This is a genomic window from Psychrobacter sp. UBA5136 (assembly GCF_002414005.1).
GTDB lineage: Bacteria > Pseudomonadota > Gammaproteobacteria > Pseudomonadales > Moraxellaceae > Psychrobacter.
In genome coordinates, this window is sequence record NZ_DHYG01000063.1 from 65,973 (window position 1) to 81,566 (window position 15,594).

At 38.8% G+C, this 15,594-nt stretch carries 15 protein-coding genes; 2 read left to right on the forward strand and 13 right to left on the reverse strand.

From position 1 onward, the window contains the following. Positions 1–14 precede the first annotated feature (14 nt). The gene (locus B4240_RS10030) at positions 15–1,331 is read right to left on the reverse strand and encodes an ATP phosphoribosyltransferase regulatory subunit (protein ID WP_201588708.1); all 1,317 of its coding nucleotides are present in this window, start codon (positions 1,329–1,331) and stop codon (positions 15–17) included. A 499-nt stretch (positions 1,332–1,830) separates the two neighbouring features. Here B4240_RS10030 and B4240_RS10035 point away from each other — a divergent pair, with 499 nt between their 5' ends. Both B4240_RS10035 and corA read left to right on the forward strand, forming a co-directional pair. Beyond that, positions 1,831–2,220: a DUF2237 family protein gene (locus B4240_RS10035; protein ID WP_296238868.1), complete on the forward strand. Its 390-nt coding sequence runs from the start codon at positions 1,831–1,833 to the stop codon at positions 2,218–2,220. A 114-nt stretch (positions 2,221–2,334) separates the two neighbouring features. Further along, on the forward strand, positions 2,335–3,558 hold the full coding sequence (gene corA, locus B4240_RS10040; protein ID WP_068407704.1) for a magnesium/cobalt transporter CorA: 1,224 nt from the start codon (positions 2,335–2,337) through the stop codon (positions 3,556–3,558). A gap of 125 nt (positions 3,559–3,683) precedes the next feature. On the opposite strand, the gene B4240_RS10045 is transcribed toward corA, so the two are convergent. The 12 genes from B4240_RS10045 to B4240_RS10100 all read right to left on the reverse strand — a co-directional run bounded on the left by B4240_RS10045 (position 3,684) and on the right by B4240_RS10100 (position 15,564). Next, on the reverse strand, positions 3,684–4,166 hold the full coding sequence (locus tag B4240_RS10045) for a phosphate-starvation-inducible protein PsiE (protein WP_414707124.1): 483 nt from the start codon (positions 4,164–4,166) through the stop codon (positions 3,684–3,686). A gap of 107 nt (positions 4,167–4,273) precedes the next feature. Beyond that, positions 4,274–5,179: a bifunctional methylenetetrahydrofolate dehydrogenase/methenyltetrahydrofolate cyclohydrolase FolD gene (gene folD / locus B4240_RS10050; RefSeq protein ID WP_296238870.1), complete on the reverse strand. Its 906-nt coding sequence runs from the start codon at positions 5,177–5,179 to the stop codon at positions 4,274–4,276. 273 nt (positions 5,180–5,452) lie between these two features. Continuing rightward, positions 5,453–6,895, reverse strand: a complete 1,443-nt coding sequence (locus B4240_RS10055) for a capsule assembly Wzi family protein (RefSeq protein WP_296238872.1) — start codon at positions 6,893–6,895, stop codon at positions 5,453–5,455. Positions 6,896–7,016: 121 nt separating this feature from the next. Next, positions 7,017–8,219, reverse strand: a complete 1,203-nt coding sequence (locus B4240_RS10060) for a DegT/DnrJ/EryC1/StrS family aminotransferase (RefSeq protein ID WP_296238874.1) — start codon at positions 8,217–8,219, stop codon at positions 7,017–7,019. A 13-nt stretch (positions 8,220–8,232) separates the two neighbouring features. Continuing rightward, positions 8,233–8,874, reverse strand: a complete 642-nt coding sequence (locus B4240_RS10065; RefSeq protein WP_296238875.1) for an HAD family hydrolase — start codon at positions 8,872–8,874, stop codon at positions 8,233–8,235. Next, complete coding sequence (locus B4240_RS10070; protein ID WP_296238876.1) at positions 8,867–9,832, reverse strand: ATP-grasp domain-containing protein; 966 nt, start codon at positions 9,830–9,832, stop codon at positions 8,867–8,869. The genes B4240_RS10065 and B4240_RS10070 overlap by 8 nt, the downstream gene beginning before the upstream one ends. Beyond that, positions 9,829–10,434 carry a sugar transferase gene (locus tag B4240_RS10075; protein ID WP_296238877.1) on the reverse strand — a complete coding sequence of 202 codons (606 nt, stop codon included), beginning with the start codon at positions 10,432–10,434 and terminating at the stop codon, positions 9,829–9,831. Before B4240_RS10075 ends, B4240_RS10070 begins: the two co-directional genes overlap by 4 nt. Beyond that, the gene (locus tag B4240_RS10080) at positions 10,435–11,574 is read right to left on the reverse strand and encodes a glycosyltransferase family 4 protein (protein WP_296238879.1); all 1,140 of its coding nucleotides are present in this window, start codon (positions 11,572–11,574) and stop codon (positions 10,435–10,437) included. It lies immediately after the preceding gene. Continuing rightward, complete coding sequence (locus tag B4240_RS10085; protein WP_296238881.1) at positions 11,567–12,685, reverse strand: hypothetical protein; 1,119 nt, start codon at positions 12,683–12,685, stop codon at positions 11,567–11,569. Before B4240_RS10085 ends, B4240_RS10080 begins: the two co-directional genes overlap by 8 nt. Continuing rightward, on the reverse strand, positions 12,669–13,532 hold the full coding sequence (locus tag B4240_RS10090; protein ID WP_296238883.1) for a glycosyltransferase family protein: 864 nt from the start codon (positions 13,530–13,532) through the stop codon (positions 12,669–12,671). The genes B4240_RS10085 and B4240_RS10090 overlap by 17 nt, the downstream gene beginning before the upstream one ends. After that, positions 13,529–14,398 (reverse strand): glycosyltransferase family 2 protein, encoded by an 870-nt coding sequence (locus tag B4240_RS10095; RefSeq protein ID WP_296238885.1) that lies wholly within the window; start codon positions 14,396–14,398, stop codon positions 13,529–13,531. The genes B4240_RS10090 and B4240_RS10095 overlap by 4 nt, the downstream gene beginning before the upstream one ends. After that, on the reverse strand, positions 14,398–15,564 hold the full coding sequence (locus tag B4240_RS10100) for a nucleotide sugar dehydrogenase (RefSeq protein ID WP_296238887.1): 1,167 nt from the start codon (positions 15,562–15,564) through the stop codon (positions 14,398–14,400). The genes B4240_RS10095 and B4240_RS10100 overlap by 1 nt, the downstream gene beginning before the upstream one ends. Positions 15,565–15,594: the final 30 nt, after the last annotated feature.

Sequence of the window (15,594 nt, forward strand, 5' to 3'; positions counted from 1 at the left end):
CGGTTTTTTTAAATTTAAACCGCTTCTAGACGCCACTCATTATCTACAAAGTTTAAACGGTGCGTCAGCGCTGCTGGACGGTCATCAGCTGTTAATGGCATAGTGACGCGGTAACCTTGCTGACGTAAGCTTGTGACCTGTTGCAATAGATTCTGCATTTGCGCTTTATCAGCATTAGCTTGCTGTAATGCCTCATAATCAACCAACACAATAATCGGTGATTCAAGCTGCGTATGTGCCAGCAAACGGCTGACATCCATACTAAAACCTGTCGCCTGACGGGGCTGCTTCGCACTTAATTGCCCCACGCTCTGCATACCATCAAAACGCCCACCACGTACCAGCGGCTGGGTTTCACTATTGATATAGCCGTTAAAGATAATACCCGTATGATAATGATAGCCCGACAGTTCGGTCACATCGATACTGACTGGCGTCTGCCACTGCGATTCTAAGTGTGCTTTTAGACGTTGTAGCTCATCGACAGCCGTCACAATGTGCGTATCTTGTTTAGCCATATCTGACAGTGTGTCTAATAACTTTGCCATGTCATGACCAAAGCGCGCCAATGCGTAGAAATCATTACCCATTGTCAGCAACTGACAAACACGTTTTAGCTCAGGTAAATTTTTATTGGCATACAGATGCATCAACTGCTCGGTGTCATTATCCGACAACTCAGCCAATGCTGCCAAGCGCTTAAATATCGCCACATGACCCAAGTCAATATGTAGCGCTGCGCTCATATCTAAGCTGTTGACCATACTAAACAGCACATCTATCAGCTCGATATCAGCTGCAAGCTCGCCGCAACCAAATATCTCTGCACCAAGCTGTAGCGGTGTACGTGAGCCAAACAATCCTGAAGGCAAGGTATGAATGACGTCGCCTGCGTAGCAATAACGCGCAATACCATGACCGCCGTGATGCGCATCAATACGCAAAATCTGTGGCGTAATATCCGCGCGTACGCCCATCAAACGACCAGTCAGCTGATCGATAATCTTAAAGGTTTGGCGCTTTAAATCTTCTGAGGCTTCACTCAATAACGATTCGGTAAACTCAATCATTGGTGGATTGACCAACTCATAGCCATGGCTGATAAGCTGCTGGATCAATTGATGTCTCAGTACTTCTTGTTTATGGGCATCTTCAAACAGCACATCGACGACCCCGTCAGGCAGCAGCCAGCTGTTATTGGCAACGTCACTGGCAAAGTTGTTGAGATATGGCAGACCATTAGCGGCAGCACGGTTATCAGCAGGCTGGGTCGCCGCTGGTTTTGTCGTATTTGACTGGGCAGGTTTTGCAAAATCAGAACTGACAGACACAATGAATCCTTGTTTGGCGTAGCGCTTACCAAAAACGCGGTACTGATGCGGTACTAAAAAGTCGTATTCATAATGGCAATGATATAAGGCGTTTTGTATTTTTGACGCGCAACATCACCGACCCAATTATCTATAAGCAAACTAGGTGACCGCAAAAGGGTGAGTAATAAGTATAAGTTAGGATGATAAGACGAGTATCTTTATGCGCTAAAATTTATGCGATAGAAAACTATGATAAATAATCAAGGCACTTTATGCTTTAGTTTAGCATAGCAGCCAAGCTTCGCCTAGTGACAATTACCTCCAATTACTATCTAATTATTTTGCGAACGCATAATGTAATGAACTCATTGTCTCCTAAACTTATTCTTTAACGAAGAAACGGCCTGACTCATAAACCGTAATTAAACCTTGTAAAGCGTTTACCATCTGTTGCTTGATAACGCCTTATCGCTAGACTCATGTTACACTAAAGCATATTTTTATCTCGGAAAGCCTTATGTCCTCTGATTACCATCCAAATCCTGCTATCAACCAAACCAACGTCCTTGGCACTGCCCTCGCCAGCTGTTGTTTTGACCCTATTACTGGCTATTATCGCAATGGCTTTTGTCATACCGGTAACCATGACGTTGGTCAGCATACCGTCTGCGCGAAGATGACCAATGAATTTTTAAACTTTTCTGCCAGTCGTGGTAATGACTTGATTACGCCGCTGCCTGAGTATGGGTTTGCTGGCCTACAACCTGGTGATTACTGGTGTATCTGCGCGCTACGCTGGGTTGAAGCATTAGACTTCGACATTGCCCCGCAAATAAAGCTAGAAGCCTGTCACGAAAGCTTATTAAGTTTGGTGGATATCGACACGCTAAAACGCTATGCATTGTAGTTTGCACAGAAGCGATGAACATAAAAGCAAGGCACAAAAGATGTTTTAACTCTATGTCATAACCTATTTTATTTCACGTTTATTTAACATTAACCACCGACTGAAGGAGAAGGTATGAACCAAGATGATGACCTGATTGTCAAACCGACAACGCGTATCACACCTGACTCTAATGTCAGCCTTATCGACACCAGTATGGGCGATGAGCGCTCTTATTTAGATAATTACGCCAGCTATGACAGCTATATTTATGGCGACGCCGATGCGACGGTCGAAGATACGATTGAGACGATGACCGTCTATGACCCCGACTCTGAGCGCTATGAAGATATCGACTTATCGAGCGATGATGAAGTGGTCAATTGCTACGCCTACTCGCGTAAAACCGGCGAAAAAGTCAATAAAATCGGCCTAAATGATGTCAGTCGTGCTTTAAGTAATAGCGGGCAATTTATCTGGCTTGGTCTGTATGATCCAAGTTTAGAAACCATGGTAAAAGTTAGAGATGCCTTTGAGCTGCACGAATTGGCGATTGAAGACGCTTTTGCTGATCATCAGCGCGCAAAGGTTGAAAACTACGACAATGACATGATATTTGTGGTGCTACGAACCGCCAAACTTGAAGACAATGTCATTCGCTATGGCACCACGGCGATATTTATGGGCAAAAACTATCTGATTACCATTCGTAATGGGCCATCGAATTCTTATGCGCCGGTGCGCGAACACTGCCATCGTCGCCCAGAAAAGCTGCGCATGGGACCTATCTTTGTCCTGCATGCCATTCTCGATTTTATCGTCGATAACTATATGCCGATTACCGATCGCTTAGGCAGTTATCTGCGTGAGCAGGAACGTAATATCTTCACCTATGAGTTTAATAAAGAAACGCTTAGAAATCTGTATGAATTAAAATCCCAGCTGGTGCATATGCGTGCGGTGATTTTACCGGTACAAGATATCTGTAGTTTCTTTATTAATCACAATAAAAGCGACTTAATCTCGCCGTTTTCTCATGCTGCTAAACCTTATTTTCGTGACGTCAATGACCATTTATTGCATTCTTTAGATGCGATTAATGGCTTAAATGAAATGCTTAGCGTGGTCATGAATACTTACCTCGCCATGGTAAATATGGGACAGAATGAGGTGGTCCGTAAACTTGCTGCTTGGGCTGGTATTTTGGCCGTACCGACAGCAATTGCTGGTATCTATGGGATGAACTTTGATTTTATGCCAGAGCTACATTGGCAGTATTCTTATCTGGTTATCATGGCAGTTATTATCTCGTTATGTAGCTTTTTATACTTTAACTTTAAACGCTTGGGTTGGCTATAATTTAAGAGCATTTCAAAAAAAAGGGCTGCCATTTAATTGGCAACCCTTCTTTTATTAAAGACCATCTATTCGCATGCGCATGATTGAGCAACAACCATTCAATAATGATGTTTTTTGAAAAAACCTTATTTACGATAAGGCTTACTATCAACGCTTGGTAGATGATGCTCGGTACTACTTATTTGATGATCATCCAAATAATCTTCTGGTCGCCCAAACATCTTCGCCGTCCACGTTAATATTACAATCGACGCACTCAGTACCATAATGGCAAAGGAAATCGTTGCCAATAACCATAAATGGAAGTTATCTGATACCGCTTGTACATCGACGACCAAATGTCGTGACAAAGCGGTAATCGCGATAAATATCAAAAACTGCACTGGCAGACGATGGGTTTTAAAGTAAATCCCAATCATGGCGAGCAGCTCAAGATAAATAAACAGCAATAAAATATCTTTTAAATCTGCTGAGCCTTTTTGCACAATAGAAAGGAACTCTTTGCCAGCCGTCCAAACGACCACCACACTGATTAAGAATAAAATAATATAGTGGCAGATATCGACAAACTCGCGACCGATATGCTGCATGCACTCATGGATACCCATATTGGAATTTGCTACATCGATATCATTGCTTTGATAAGCTTTATTATTTTTCTCTGTCAATAGCTGTTCAGATTGCTGTTCTGGTTCTTGCTCGGACAGCGTCTTCATTAGCTGACTGCACTATTGTCTAAACCAGCAGACTTTTCAGCTGCATCAACGGTTTGGCGAATTAGGGTGTTAATGGTCATAGGGCCAACACCGCCGGGAACTGGCGTATAAGCACTAGCGATATTTTCTACGCCTTGCAGCTCGATATCACCGACGCCGCCATTATCAGTTGGATGGAAACCTGCATCGATAACCACAGCCCCGGCTTTAATCCAATCAGCTTTGATCAATTCAGGAACGCCCACTGCCCCAACCACGATATCAGCACGCTTAATATGCGATTCTAAATCTTGCGTTCTTGAATGGCAAATCGTTACGGTACAGTTGGCATTTAATAGCATCATCGCCATTGGTTTACCCAAGATGGCACTGCGACCTACCACTACGGCTTTCTTACCAGCAAGCTCAATATTATTGTGCTCTAGTAAATGCATGATACCTTGCGGGGTACATGAGCCATAAGCGGACTGCTGCATCGCCATACGACCAAAGCCAAGGCAGGTCACACCATCGACGTCTTTTGCCAAGTCAATCTGCTCAAAGCAAGCACGCTCATCGATATGAGCCGGTACTGGGTGCTGCAGCAAAATACCATGCACGTCTGGATTGCTATTTAGCTCGTCTATTTTTGCCATCAGCTCTGCAGTCGTTGTCGCACTTGGCATTTCAACGCGTATAGAGTCCATGCCGACACGCTTACACGCATTGCCTTTCATTCGTACATAAGTCGCAGACGCAGGATCGTCACCGACCAATATCGTCGCGAGGCTTGGAGTACGGCCTGTTTTCGCTTTAATAGCTTCTACACGCGCACTCAGTTGCTGTTCTATTTGTTTAGCAAGTGCTTTACCGTCCAAAACGATAGCAGATCCTTGGGCAGTTGACGTAATAGACGCAGTTGACATAGTAACTCCAATAAAGGGTTCGATAAAAAATAGGGTGCGATAAAAAGTAAAGACAGCGCCTGCAAGTTTTTGCATGCCTGTCTTATGTTCGGTCAATTCTTTTTGACCGTTAATTGAGACTGATATTGTACCTGTCTGAGTTAAAAAATCCTAGCGCCCTATTGACAGTCCATAGTTTAAAAACAGAAAACTCACTATAAAAAATCGGCCTATTAATTATAATAGACCGACTTTTTATGTTCGAAAACTTCCTTAAACTGATTAAACAGTCATTTAATAAGTATTAAATTCTATACCTACACCAGCCCCAACATCAGTGGACTGGGTATCAGAGTCAACTGCCCAAAGTCTACTAGATATCAGCGTCTTTGGATTGTATTGATGCTCCCAAGCCACGTCAATACCAGTCAGCTTATCAATCGTTGGGAAGGCTTGATTAATGGCGTCATCGGCTTGATTCACCTTAGCATGCTGTACTTTTGCATTAATAAAATTACGGTTATCGAGCCATAAGCGACCTCCAAGCGCGATACTTTCCGCATCGCCGCCTAGCGCATAGCCTAATGGGAAACCTTGCTGATAATAGCCGTCGGTATAAATACTATGGTCATAAGAGATACCTCTTACCTCACCGCTAGTGCGGGTATCTGTATACTCCGCATACAGCTGATAAGGTTTTCCGTAAGCAGCAGACGCATAATCAACACCTGCTAAATACATATTTTTCGCTGGCAAGCCGCCTGCTTCATCTTCGCCCACATATTGAGCATAAACGCCAGCAGGCACATTGACTAATGGCGCTAAACTTAAGCGCGCATCAAATCCACCTAACTGATTAGCCGGATCGCCTCTTTCGTTACCACCATTATCTTTAGTTCCTAAAAGAGCATCAGTAAAGGAGCCAAGACTCTGTGGACGACCCTCACCGCCCCACATAAAGGTACGAGAAGCCCCTAATTCTAACCAGTCTGTAGGATTAGCTGTTAGGCGCATACCAAATAGCTTAGCATCAGGAATCGCCTCATAATCTTCAAACTGACCGGCAAATAGCTGATACTGCCAAGGTCCGACCCACGATAAATATTGTGATGTCGGTGCAGCTTGTTGGTCACGCTGCATCGTAAAGCCTGCCACTGGTAAGCTTGCATCGCCTCGAATAAGGCTACCATCATGCCCAGGTCCCCACCACGTTGGAATTTTACCCGCTATCAACCACTGATTGGCAGCAGTACCAGCAAGGTACGAGCCTTCAAAGCTAACGTCTGAGCCATCTTCAATGAGTTTGTCATTTTTTAGATTGGCTTTTAGATTAAATTCCCACTCTGCTTCGCTAAGTGACACCCCAACGCTTGCCTGTTGACCCGCCAGCTTATCATCAGCAAATTTTTGTGGTAGCTGATCTCTATCGGTTTGTATATGCAAGGCGGCCGACCCTTTTACCACAGAATTGCGGTTTTGAGCCAGGCGCGTTTGTACCGACTGCAGGATTTGCTGCTGAGCAGGTGTCTGAGCATTAGCCGTATTTAAAGCGCGCTTGATCTCGTTGGACGTCAGCGGCCAAGTACTGGTGCTAATCTGCGCGACCCCTTGAGTATTTAGCCAGTCAAGATCTGCTTTAAGCTTGAGATCGTTCATATACAGGTTTTGTGCAGATGCCAGCATCGACACTGATGATAAGACACCAAGACCCAATAAAATACTTAGCTTCTTGTACATGATCAAATACTCTTCGGTTATAAAGCGTTTATTATAAATGCCAATGGTTTATAAATACTATGGGTCAAACATCAATTTGCATTAACGTAACTAAATTTAACTTAACTCAACAACTGATATCTTATTGGTTATGTAGGTTAGCAAATACACTATCAATTGCTTGTACGGTTTGCTTAATCTCGTCTTCCGTCAACGTTGGATGCACGAGAAACATCAAGCTGGTTTCGCCGAGCTGCTTGGCGACTGGCAATCTGCTTTCAGGACGCAAACCGGTGTTATCAAATGCTTTTTCCAGATAAACTTCCGAAGCGGATCCTGAAAAACAAGGCACCCCTGATTTATTTATCTCTTCAATAATACGATCTCGTGACCAACCTTCAGGAAGGTTATCTGGCTGCACATAGACGTAGAGCTTATAATAGGCGTGGGTCGAATCTGCAAACTGCGGCGACTCTTCTAATCTTGGTACAGAAAGATAGCCTTTTGCTTCCCATTTAGTACAGGCATCTAGTATGGTGTGAGCATTGGCCGTACGTTTGGCTGTCCACTCAGACATTCTCGTTAATTGAATGCGACCAAGCACCGCTTGCATTTCAGTCATGCGCCAATTGGTACCAAAGCTTTCATGTAGCCAGCGATAGCCTGGTGGGTGCTCGGTCTCATAGACCGCGGCATAGCTTTTACCATGGTCTTTATAAGCCCACATTTTGCGCCATAATTGCTCGTCATTGGTGGTGACCATACCGCCCTCACCGCCTGTGGTCATCACTTTATCTTGGCAAAAGCTCCACGCACCGATATGGCCGATACTACCAACACTACGACCTTTATAGGTAGCACCATGCGCCTGCGCACAGTCCTCTATCACATATAGATTATGCTCGTCAGCTAGCGCCATGATGCCATCCATATCAGAAGGCCAGCCTGCTAGGTGAACACAAACGATAGCTTTGGTTTTAGCCGTTAATACTGCGGCGATTGACTCAGGGGTGATATTACCTGTAGCCTCATCAACATCAGCAAAAACAGGCGTTGCTCCAGCATTGATGACGGATGAGATACTGGCAATAAAGGTTCGCGGTGTCACGATGACTTCATCACCTGCGCCAATCTCTAACGCTTGCAGCGCAACGTCTAATGCTAAAGTACCATTTCCCATGGCAATGGCATATTTGCTATCCGCCCACTCAGCAAACTCCGTCTCAAACTCTCGGCACTCGGTTCCTGTCCAGTAATTTACCTTGTTGGATAATAATACTTGACTGACAGCATCAGCCTCTTCTTGAGTAAAGCTTGGCCAAGGTGAAAACTTTGTATTTAGCATAATAAATTCGTCTTTATGGGATATTTAAAAAGTATTGTATTTCCAACCATGATTCAAAACAATAATCAGGCTGATATTCATAAGGGAGGTCGAAATTCTGCTTATGTATGTTATTACCTTGATCTTTTAAGCATATTGTTGTCCATCCCATCTCTTTTGGAGTGATAAAATCTTTTTTTAAGTTGTCACCAATATATATATACTTGTTACCTATAGTTTCTGAAACAACTTTTTCAAAATTTGCTCTGCAAGGTTTTTCCGTTTTTAGCTCTTCTGATATCACTATAGTTGTCAATATATGCGTTAAGCCTAAAGCCCTGAGTTTATTTCTCTGAGTCTTAGAGCGACCATCAGTGACAATAGCTATTTCACCGTTCTCTGAGAAATAGTTTAAGACTTTGTCCACATTAGGATACAATTGAATATTAGGGATATGATATCTATACAACTCTAGCAAGTATTGCAGCTCAACATTATATTCGGTGACAAGAAAACTGAATACATCTTCGGAATTAATATACTTACTTAACATTAATTCATATAATTGATTATTATTATCCGACAACTCACTGGCTATGCTGTGATATGCAGATTTCAGATAATTTAACTCAGGATAGAGAGTATCATCTAAGTCTAAAACTAGAACTTTATTCATTGTAATCTTCTACCAGAACTTCTGCATCATAACGTAACATTAGTAAGTTATCTTGCCAGCCATTGAATTTCTCAATACGCTTATTTAACATATATTCTTCTATTAACCATCTTGTATAATTAGCTCCTGACAAATAAGTCAATGGATAACCACCACCAAACCTAGGATTAATTTCAATTCCCTTAATCCTATTTAGTTTTTTATGTAAAAATACTTGAATAGTTAAGCAACCTTTAGCTCCTTCTAACTTAGAAAGATGTTTTTGAAATTCACTTACAATAAAATTATTCTTAGTTACACCTTTACTAACTTCACCTGCTCTAACAGCAATTCTTTGGCGTGGCACGACACATTTTAAATCAGAATGCTTGTCATAATAACAATCTACTGTAAACTCATCATAATCTTCGTTAGAAATATACTCCATGAACATAAGCTTCTTATTGTTTATATGTTCATCTTTTATATCTTTACTTGTAGAAGCAAGAAATATACCTTCACTTCTGCTTCCATCACATGGTTTAACAAATACTGGAAAAACTAAATTATCGACATTAAATTGCTCTGGAATCTCTATATTGTGTTCGACAAATAATTTATTTACTTTTCTTTTATCGCGGCATATTTCTACAAGTGAGTAGTCACTCACTATTATTTCAATATTATATTCTTTAAAATGCTCAATATTTAAGCTAAGAGTCTTTAGCTCTGTATCGATAGTAGGAATAACTAACTTTACATTATTATCTAAACAAATTTTCAGCAAACAATTTATATACTCATCATCCGTAACTTTAAGAACCTTAAAAGAACGATCAGATATATGACATGCAGGAGATAACTGTGGATTTAAATCAGCAGTAAAAACTTTACTATCTTCGAAAAAGAAAGTTAATTCTTTTTTGAATGATTTAACTAATGATACTCTTTGACCTGCGGAGGTGATTAATATATTCATGAATATTCCTTTTTGTTTCCACTGAACTTGCTCATGGTTGCCTCACCTTCCTCACTAATACCATCTTTGATAACTACTTTTTTTACCGTCTTAAGCAATATCTTGATATCTAACCATAATGACTGATTGTCTACATACCATGTATCAAGCTCAAACTTTTTATCCCAACCAATGGCGTTACGACCATTCACTTGCGCATAACCGGTAATACCAGGGCGTACATTATGACGGCGCGCTTGTTCTTTACTATACAGCGGTAGATATTCCATCAATAATGGGCGTGGTCCGACTAGGCTCATATCGCCTTTGACAACATTCCACAGTTCAGGCAGCTCATCCAAACTACTATTACGTAGTGCCTTACCAAAGTCAGTTAAGCGCTCACTATCAGGCAAAGGATTACCAACACTATCTATGGCATCTTTCATGGTGCGAAATTTAACCATCTCAAACGGCTTACCGTCTAGACCCGGGCGTGTTTGACGAAATAGTACTGGCGAGCCTAAATTTTTTTTGACTTTATAGGCAGTGATAGCATATACCGGAGATAAGGCAACTAAAGCGGCAGTCGCGGCAGTGATATCAAAAAGGCGTTTTATCATTTATAAACCCAACATATTTATTAATCGTTTATTTACTTTATCGGCATCAAATTTATCTTGAGCTATTTTGTAACTTTCATAACCCATTTTTTTAATGTCTTCAGGATGCTCTATAAAATAAATCATCTTTTCTGCTAATACTTGAGGATTCCACTTTTCGACCAAAAAGCCATTTACCCCATCAATCACAGTCTCACGACAACCTGGGACATCGGTAGTGATAATAGCACGTCCAATAGCCATCGCCTCTTGGGTACTACGAGGTACGCCTTCGCGGTATGAAGATAGAACAAATACATGACTGTCTGCAATCCATTTTTGAACGTTATCAACCTGACCAGGATAATTGATAATATTTAAGGAAATTAGTCTGTCTAGTTCAGATTGCTGTAGAGCACCAGGGTTAGAAGAATCGATCGCTCCTAATACCGTAAATTGCACTTCAGGATAAATTTTCTTAACGATTTTTGCTGCTGCTATAAAGTCATGTATTCCTTTTTCTTTTAACATTCGCCCAATAAATAAAAAACTAATAGGTGAGTCAATAGTCTCTATAGGTTGATAATTGTACTCATCTAAATCCAAACCTATACCGCCCAATACGTCTAGTTTCTTCACTTTTATATGATAAGCCTCTAATAAATCCTTTGTATCATCTGGATTTAGAAAAATAATCTTATCAAGTTGTGGTAAAGCTATTTTATAAAGAAGCACTTGAATGCTTTTGATTAACTGTGCTTTTTTACTTAATCCTTCTGGCTGTGCCGTAAACGCATACCCTAGACCTTCTAGCATACCTACGATTCTCGGTACTTTAGCAAATCTTGCTGCTAAAGTACCAAAGATGACGGGCTTAGAAAAGTAGGAAAAGACCAGATCCGGATTAATCTCTTTAATTTTTTTAGATAGCTTATAAGTTACCTTTATATCTGTTAAAGGATTAACCCCTCCACGATTTAATTCATAGGTAATAGGTATTGCACCTAATGCTACTATATCATCTAGCTCATCTTGGCTATATTCAGATACAAAGGCATAAACCTTATATTTTTGCTCTAATAAGGCTGATATTAAGTTAGCACGGAAGCCGAGAATGCTACTGGCGACTGTCCCTATAATAATTACTCTCGCTTTAAACATAACTTTTCTTTGAACCCTTAAATACTACCATCTGCTTCAGCGCTAAAATAGTTAGTAGCGCTGATAACAAACTAATCCCTCCAAAAGAAATTAAAACAGCATTAGATTGAATTACTAAAAATAAGAAAATAGGCAAATATTTGCTATTTTTTAAAAACATAGAATATAGCACACTTATAACTAGAATAATATTTAAGAAAAATGGTAATAAACCATACGTTAACAAGGTATCAAAATAGTAGTTATGGGTACTTACATTAGAAAAGTTATTTCTAATTAAAACTGATCCCATTTCATCAACCCCGACTCCGAACAAATTCTGGTTTATAAAAATATTATCCACTACAAATCGCCATAGATTATCTCTCTCATTCAAACCTTGTTCGAATCTAAACATATTTAAATCAATATTGAAATAAACATAAAACAAAACAGATGTTAACCCTAGAATAGCTACTATTGAATAAATAGGATTAAACCTTCTTACAAAATAAATGGTTAAACTTAACAATAATGCAATAATACCAGCTTTACTAAAAGTAAAGAAGCTCGCCAAGCTGAAATATAAAAACAACAAATAGCTTAACTTTATATTTTTAATATAAACTATTGAAGCAAGTCCTCCTAAACCTAAAAAAACCGAAGCAAAGTTTGGATCGAAAAATATAGATGAGTTTCTTAAAAGAGTAAAACTCCAGTACATATCAATATAATTAGTAAATTGAATTAGAAAAGTAATTGCTGGAATAGGCAGTAGTACTATAATTAAACTTTTAAAAATCAAATCTATATAACTTACACCTAGTAAAAAAATAATAGTAGCAGGAATAGTAACCATTAATCTTCCAGCACCCAGAAAGTCTAAGTTATATATTATAGAAGTAATATACGTTACTATATAAAACAAATAGAATACTAGCCAAATAGGTTTAACGTAAAAAGAAGCAGATTTATTAAAAAGCAGAAAAAAGCTTAAAAAGCAAAAGAATATCAGAGATATAATGAAATAGTAGTCATATAGATGGATTTCATATGCAGCTACTCCTATAGTTAGTATTATCATTATAATTAAACTACGAACAGTGGTTTTATCTTTACTCAATACATTCATTCAGGAACTCCATAAAACCAGAGTAATCTAAAACCTTTTCCCAAGAATAACTTTCTATAGGTGGAGGAGCTTCAGCTATTATGTTGCAAATATTTGTATCTAACCAAATAGGATGATAGTTAATTTTATTAAAAAAATATTCTGCCCATTCATATTTGTTTGAGATTACTCCTAAACCCGATGCTAGATATTCTAATGTTTTAGTACTTGTTTGAATGTTATACGGATATATATTAGGTGTAAAATTCAAACCAAAGCGGGCCTCTCTATAAATCTCTGGAAGCTCTTCACGACTTACCATTCCTGTTAAAGTAATATTTTTAACACTTAATATTCTTTTTTCTTCTTCTGTCACCTCGCCTACTACTATAACTCTATAAAACTTAGCTATATTCAGTAAAACCTTTATAAGGCCTACTCGACCTGATATCGACCCACAATATACAACATCATAACTCGGACTAGGATTAGGTATTTGGAATAGCGCTTCATCTACCCCCATGTCTCTATAAATAAAAGGTTTAGTGTCACTAAAATTAAGATCATTCTTAATAAAACTATTTAAGAAAATTCGCCCATCAGGTTTTCTATTAATATATTTTTTCACTTTATTTTTAACATTCGCATAAGGAGGAGTAGACAAACTTTGGTACTCATGAATCTCTTTGGCTCTACCTTTTTCCTTCTTCCAAAAAGGCTTTAACCCCATGAAATATATATTGATATCATTATGCGGATCTAAGTCGTAATCTAGTTGGACATCATGGCCTTTATTAGTTAGATACTTATAATAAGCATACGACTCTGGGGTATATGCAGTTTTTGATATAGGTATACCAATATTCATTGCCCACCTCTATTTAAAATACTTTTTAAGTAAAACACTTGGTGAGTTAAAACAAGTAATAATATTTTATGAGTGATACTAAAATATTTGGGATTATACGGAAGTAGTTGACCTTGAAGAATAGCTTTCTGAACCTTATTTAAGTTATGTTTCTCAGAAAACTGCTTGAAGGCTTCTATAACATTCTCTACATTTTTTTTACTAATCCTTTCGTGCTCATGACTCTGGTCAATAATTTGAGTTGCTTTAGATATAAAGTTCATTTTTATATTTTGTGTTTTCATTAAATTATACCAACATTCTAAATCTTGCCATGCTTTAAAGTCTTCATCAAAACCACCAGACTTTCTTAAAAGATCCGTCTTAATAAAAATTTGGTTACCAATAAAATTCTGTTTCAAAAGCTCTTTATGGCTATTAATACTTGAACGTTTGAATCTAGTTAATAAACTAGGACTTAATATAATATCTTCTGAGATTTTAATTTTTACGCTTGAGTAATAGGCTTCGTCCTCAGCTTTATCTGCTGCCTCTAAAAAGGTTTCTATCCTTCTACTTTCAAAATAATCATCATCATCCAATCCAGTAATAAACTTGCCTGTTGCATTTTTAATCGCAATATTACGGCTATTGCAAGCTCCAATATTATCTTCCTTTAAAAAATAGCTTATCCTTGAATCCTGTGCTGCTATTTGCTCTAGATAATGTAGTGTGTCATCAGTAGAGCAATCATCTACAATTATAATTTCTAAGTTTTCATAGGTCTGTTTACGTACAGATTCTACAGCACGCCTTAATAAATCGACACGATTATAAGTTGGAATATAAACCGTAACTAATGGTCTAGACTCTATTAACTTAGTCATCAGCCCTCTCCAAATAAATCTCGTGTAAACACTTTATCTTTCACATCAATAATCTCATTAACTACCCGATTGGCAACGATGACATCACTTCCTTTTTTAAAAACATCCAAATCTGTTATTACTTCAGAATTGTAAAAACTAGTCTCTTTTAAAACAGGCTCATATACAACAACTCTTATACCTTTAGCTTTTATTCTCTTCATAATTCCTTGAATAGCTGATGCTCGAAAGTTATCAGATCCTGCTTTCATAACCAGACGATATATCCCAACAACTTTAGGGTTTTTAGCGATAATCGAATCTGCTATAAAATCTTTACGAGTCCGGTTCGAATCTACAATGGCTTTGATTAAGTTACTAGGCACTTCATTATAATTGGCTAATAGCTGTTTAGTATCTTTTGGGAGACAATATCCGCCATATCCAAAAGATGGGTTATTGTAGTGGTTACCAATGCGTGGGTCTAGTCCAACGCCTTCAATAATTTGTTTGGTGTCTAAATTGAAAGTCTGAGCATAAGTATCAAGTTCGTTGAAATATGCCACCCGCATCGCTAAGTAGGTGTTTGAGAATAACTTAATCGCTTCGGCTTCTGTTGAATCTGTAAATAACAGAGGCACGTCTTTTTTGATTGCGCCTTCGAGCAAAAGATTAGCAAATACTTTTGCCCGCTCCGATTGTTCACCTACTATAATCCTCGATGGGTATAAATTATCGTGTAGTGCTTTACCCTCGCGTAAAAATTCAGGTGAGAATACTATATTGTCTACTCCCAATTCTTTTTTAAGCTTGTCTGTATAACCTACTGGTACGGTTGATTTTATGACCATTACTGCTTGTGGATTGATAGCTAAAACTTGATTGATAACTGACTCGACACTTTTAGTATTGAAGTAGTTAGTCTTGGCATCATAGTCTGTTGGTGTGGCTATGATCACAAAATCGGCATTAATGTAAGCTTCTTGGGCATCTAAAGTAGCTGTGAAATTGAGCAACTCATCAGATAAAAATCTTGATATATCACTATCTTCAATAGGCGATTGCTTTGTATTAAGAATTTCTACTTTGTCCACAACGATATCTATAGCTACTACTTCATTATGCTGAGCCAACAACATAGCATTAGATAAACCGACGTAACCTGTACCTGCTACTGCTATTTTCATTATGTTTCCAAGATTGTATGCTTTAAATAA

What these genes read in the sequence shown, in the direction of transcription:
- B4240_RS10095 (WP_296238885.1), bottom strand. Translation starts at nt 14,398, where the DNA reads ATGACTAAGTTAATAGAGTCTAGACCATTAGTTACGGTTTATATTCCA.
- B4240_RS10090 (WP_296238883.1), bottom strand. Translation starts at nt 13,532, where the DNA reads ATGAATATTGGTATACCTATATCAAAAACTGCATATACCCCAGAGTCG.
- B4240_RS10055 (WP_296238872.1), bottom strand. Translation starts at nt 6,895, where the DNA reads ATGTACAAGAAGCTAAGTATTTTATTGGGTCTTGGTGTCTTATCATCA.
- B4240_RS10080 (WP_296238879.1), bottom strand. Translation starts at nt 11,574, where the DNA reads ATGTTTAAAGCGAGAGTAATTATTATAGGGACAGTCGCCAGTAGCATT.
- B4240_RS10085 (WP_296238881.1), bottom strand. Translation starts at nt 12,685, where the DNA reads ATGAATGTATTGAGTAAAGATAAAACCACTGTTCGTAGTTTAATTATA.
- corA (WP_068407704.1), top strand. Translation starts at nt 2,335, where the DNA reads ATGAACCAAGATGATGACCTGATTGTCAAACCGACAACGCGTATCACA.
- B4240_RS10060 (WP_296238874.1), bottom strand. Translation starts at nt 8,219, where the DNA reads ATGCTAAATACAAAGTTTTCACCTTGGCCAAGCTTTACTCAAGAAGAG.
- B4240_RS10065 (WP_296238875.1), bottom strand. Translation starts at nt 8,874, where the DNA reads ATGAATAAAGTTCTAGTTTTAGACTTAGATGATACTCTCTATCCTGAG.
- B4240_RS10070 (WP_296238876.1), bottom strand. Translation starts at nt 9,832, where the DNA reads ATGAATATATTAATCACCTCCGCAGGTCAAAGAGTATCATTAGTTAAA.
- B4240_RS10045 (WP_414707124.1), bottom strand. Translation starts at nt 4,166, where the DNA reads ATGGGTATCCATGAGTGCATGCAGCATATCGGTCGCGAGTTTGTCGAT.
- B4240_RS10035 (WP_296238868.1), top strand. Translation starts at nt 1,831, where the DNA reads ATGTCCTCTGATTACCATCCAAATCCTGCTATCAACCAAACCAACGTC.
- B4240_RS10100 (WP_296238887.1), bottom strand. Translation starts at nt 15,564, where the DNA reads ATGAAAATAGCAGTAGCAGGTACAGGTTACGTCGGTTTATCTAATGCT.
- B4240_RS10075 (WP_296238877.1), bottom strand. Translation starts at nt 10,434, where the DNA reads ATGATAAAACGCCTTTTTGATATCACTGCCGCGACTGCCGCTTTAGTT.
- folD (WP_296238870.1), bottom strand. Translation starts at nt 5,179, where the DNA reads ATGTCAACTGCGTCTATTACGTCAACTGCCCAAGGATCTGCTATCGTT.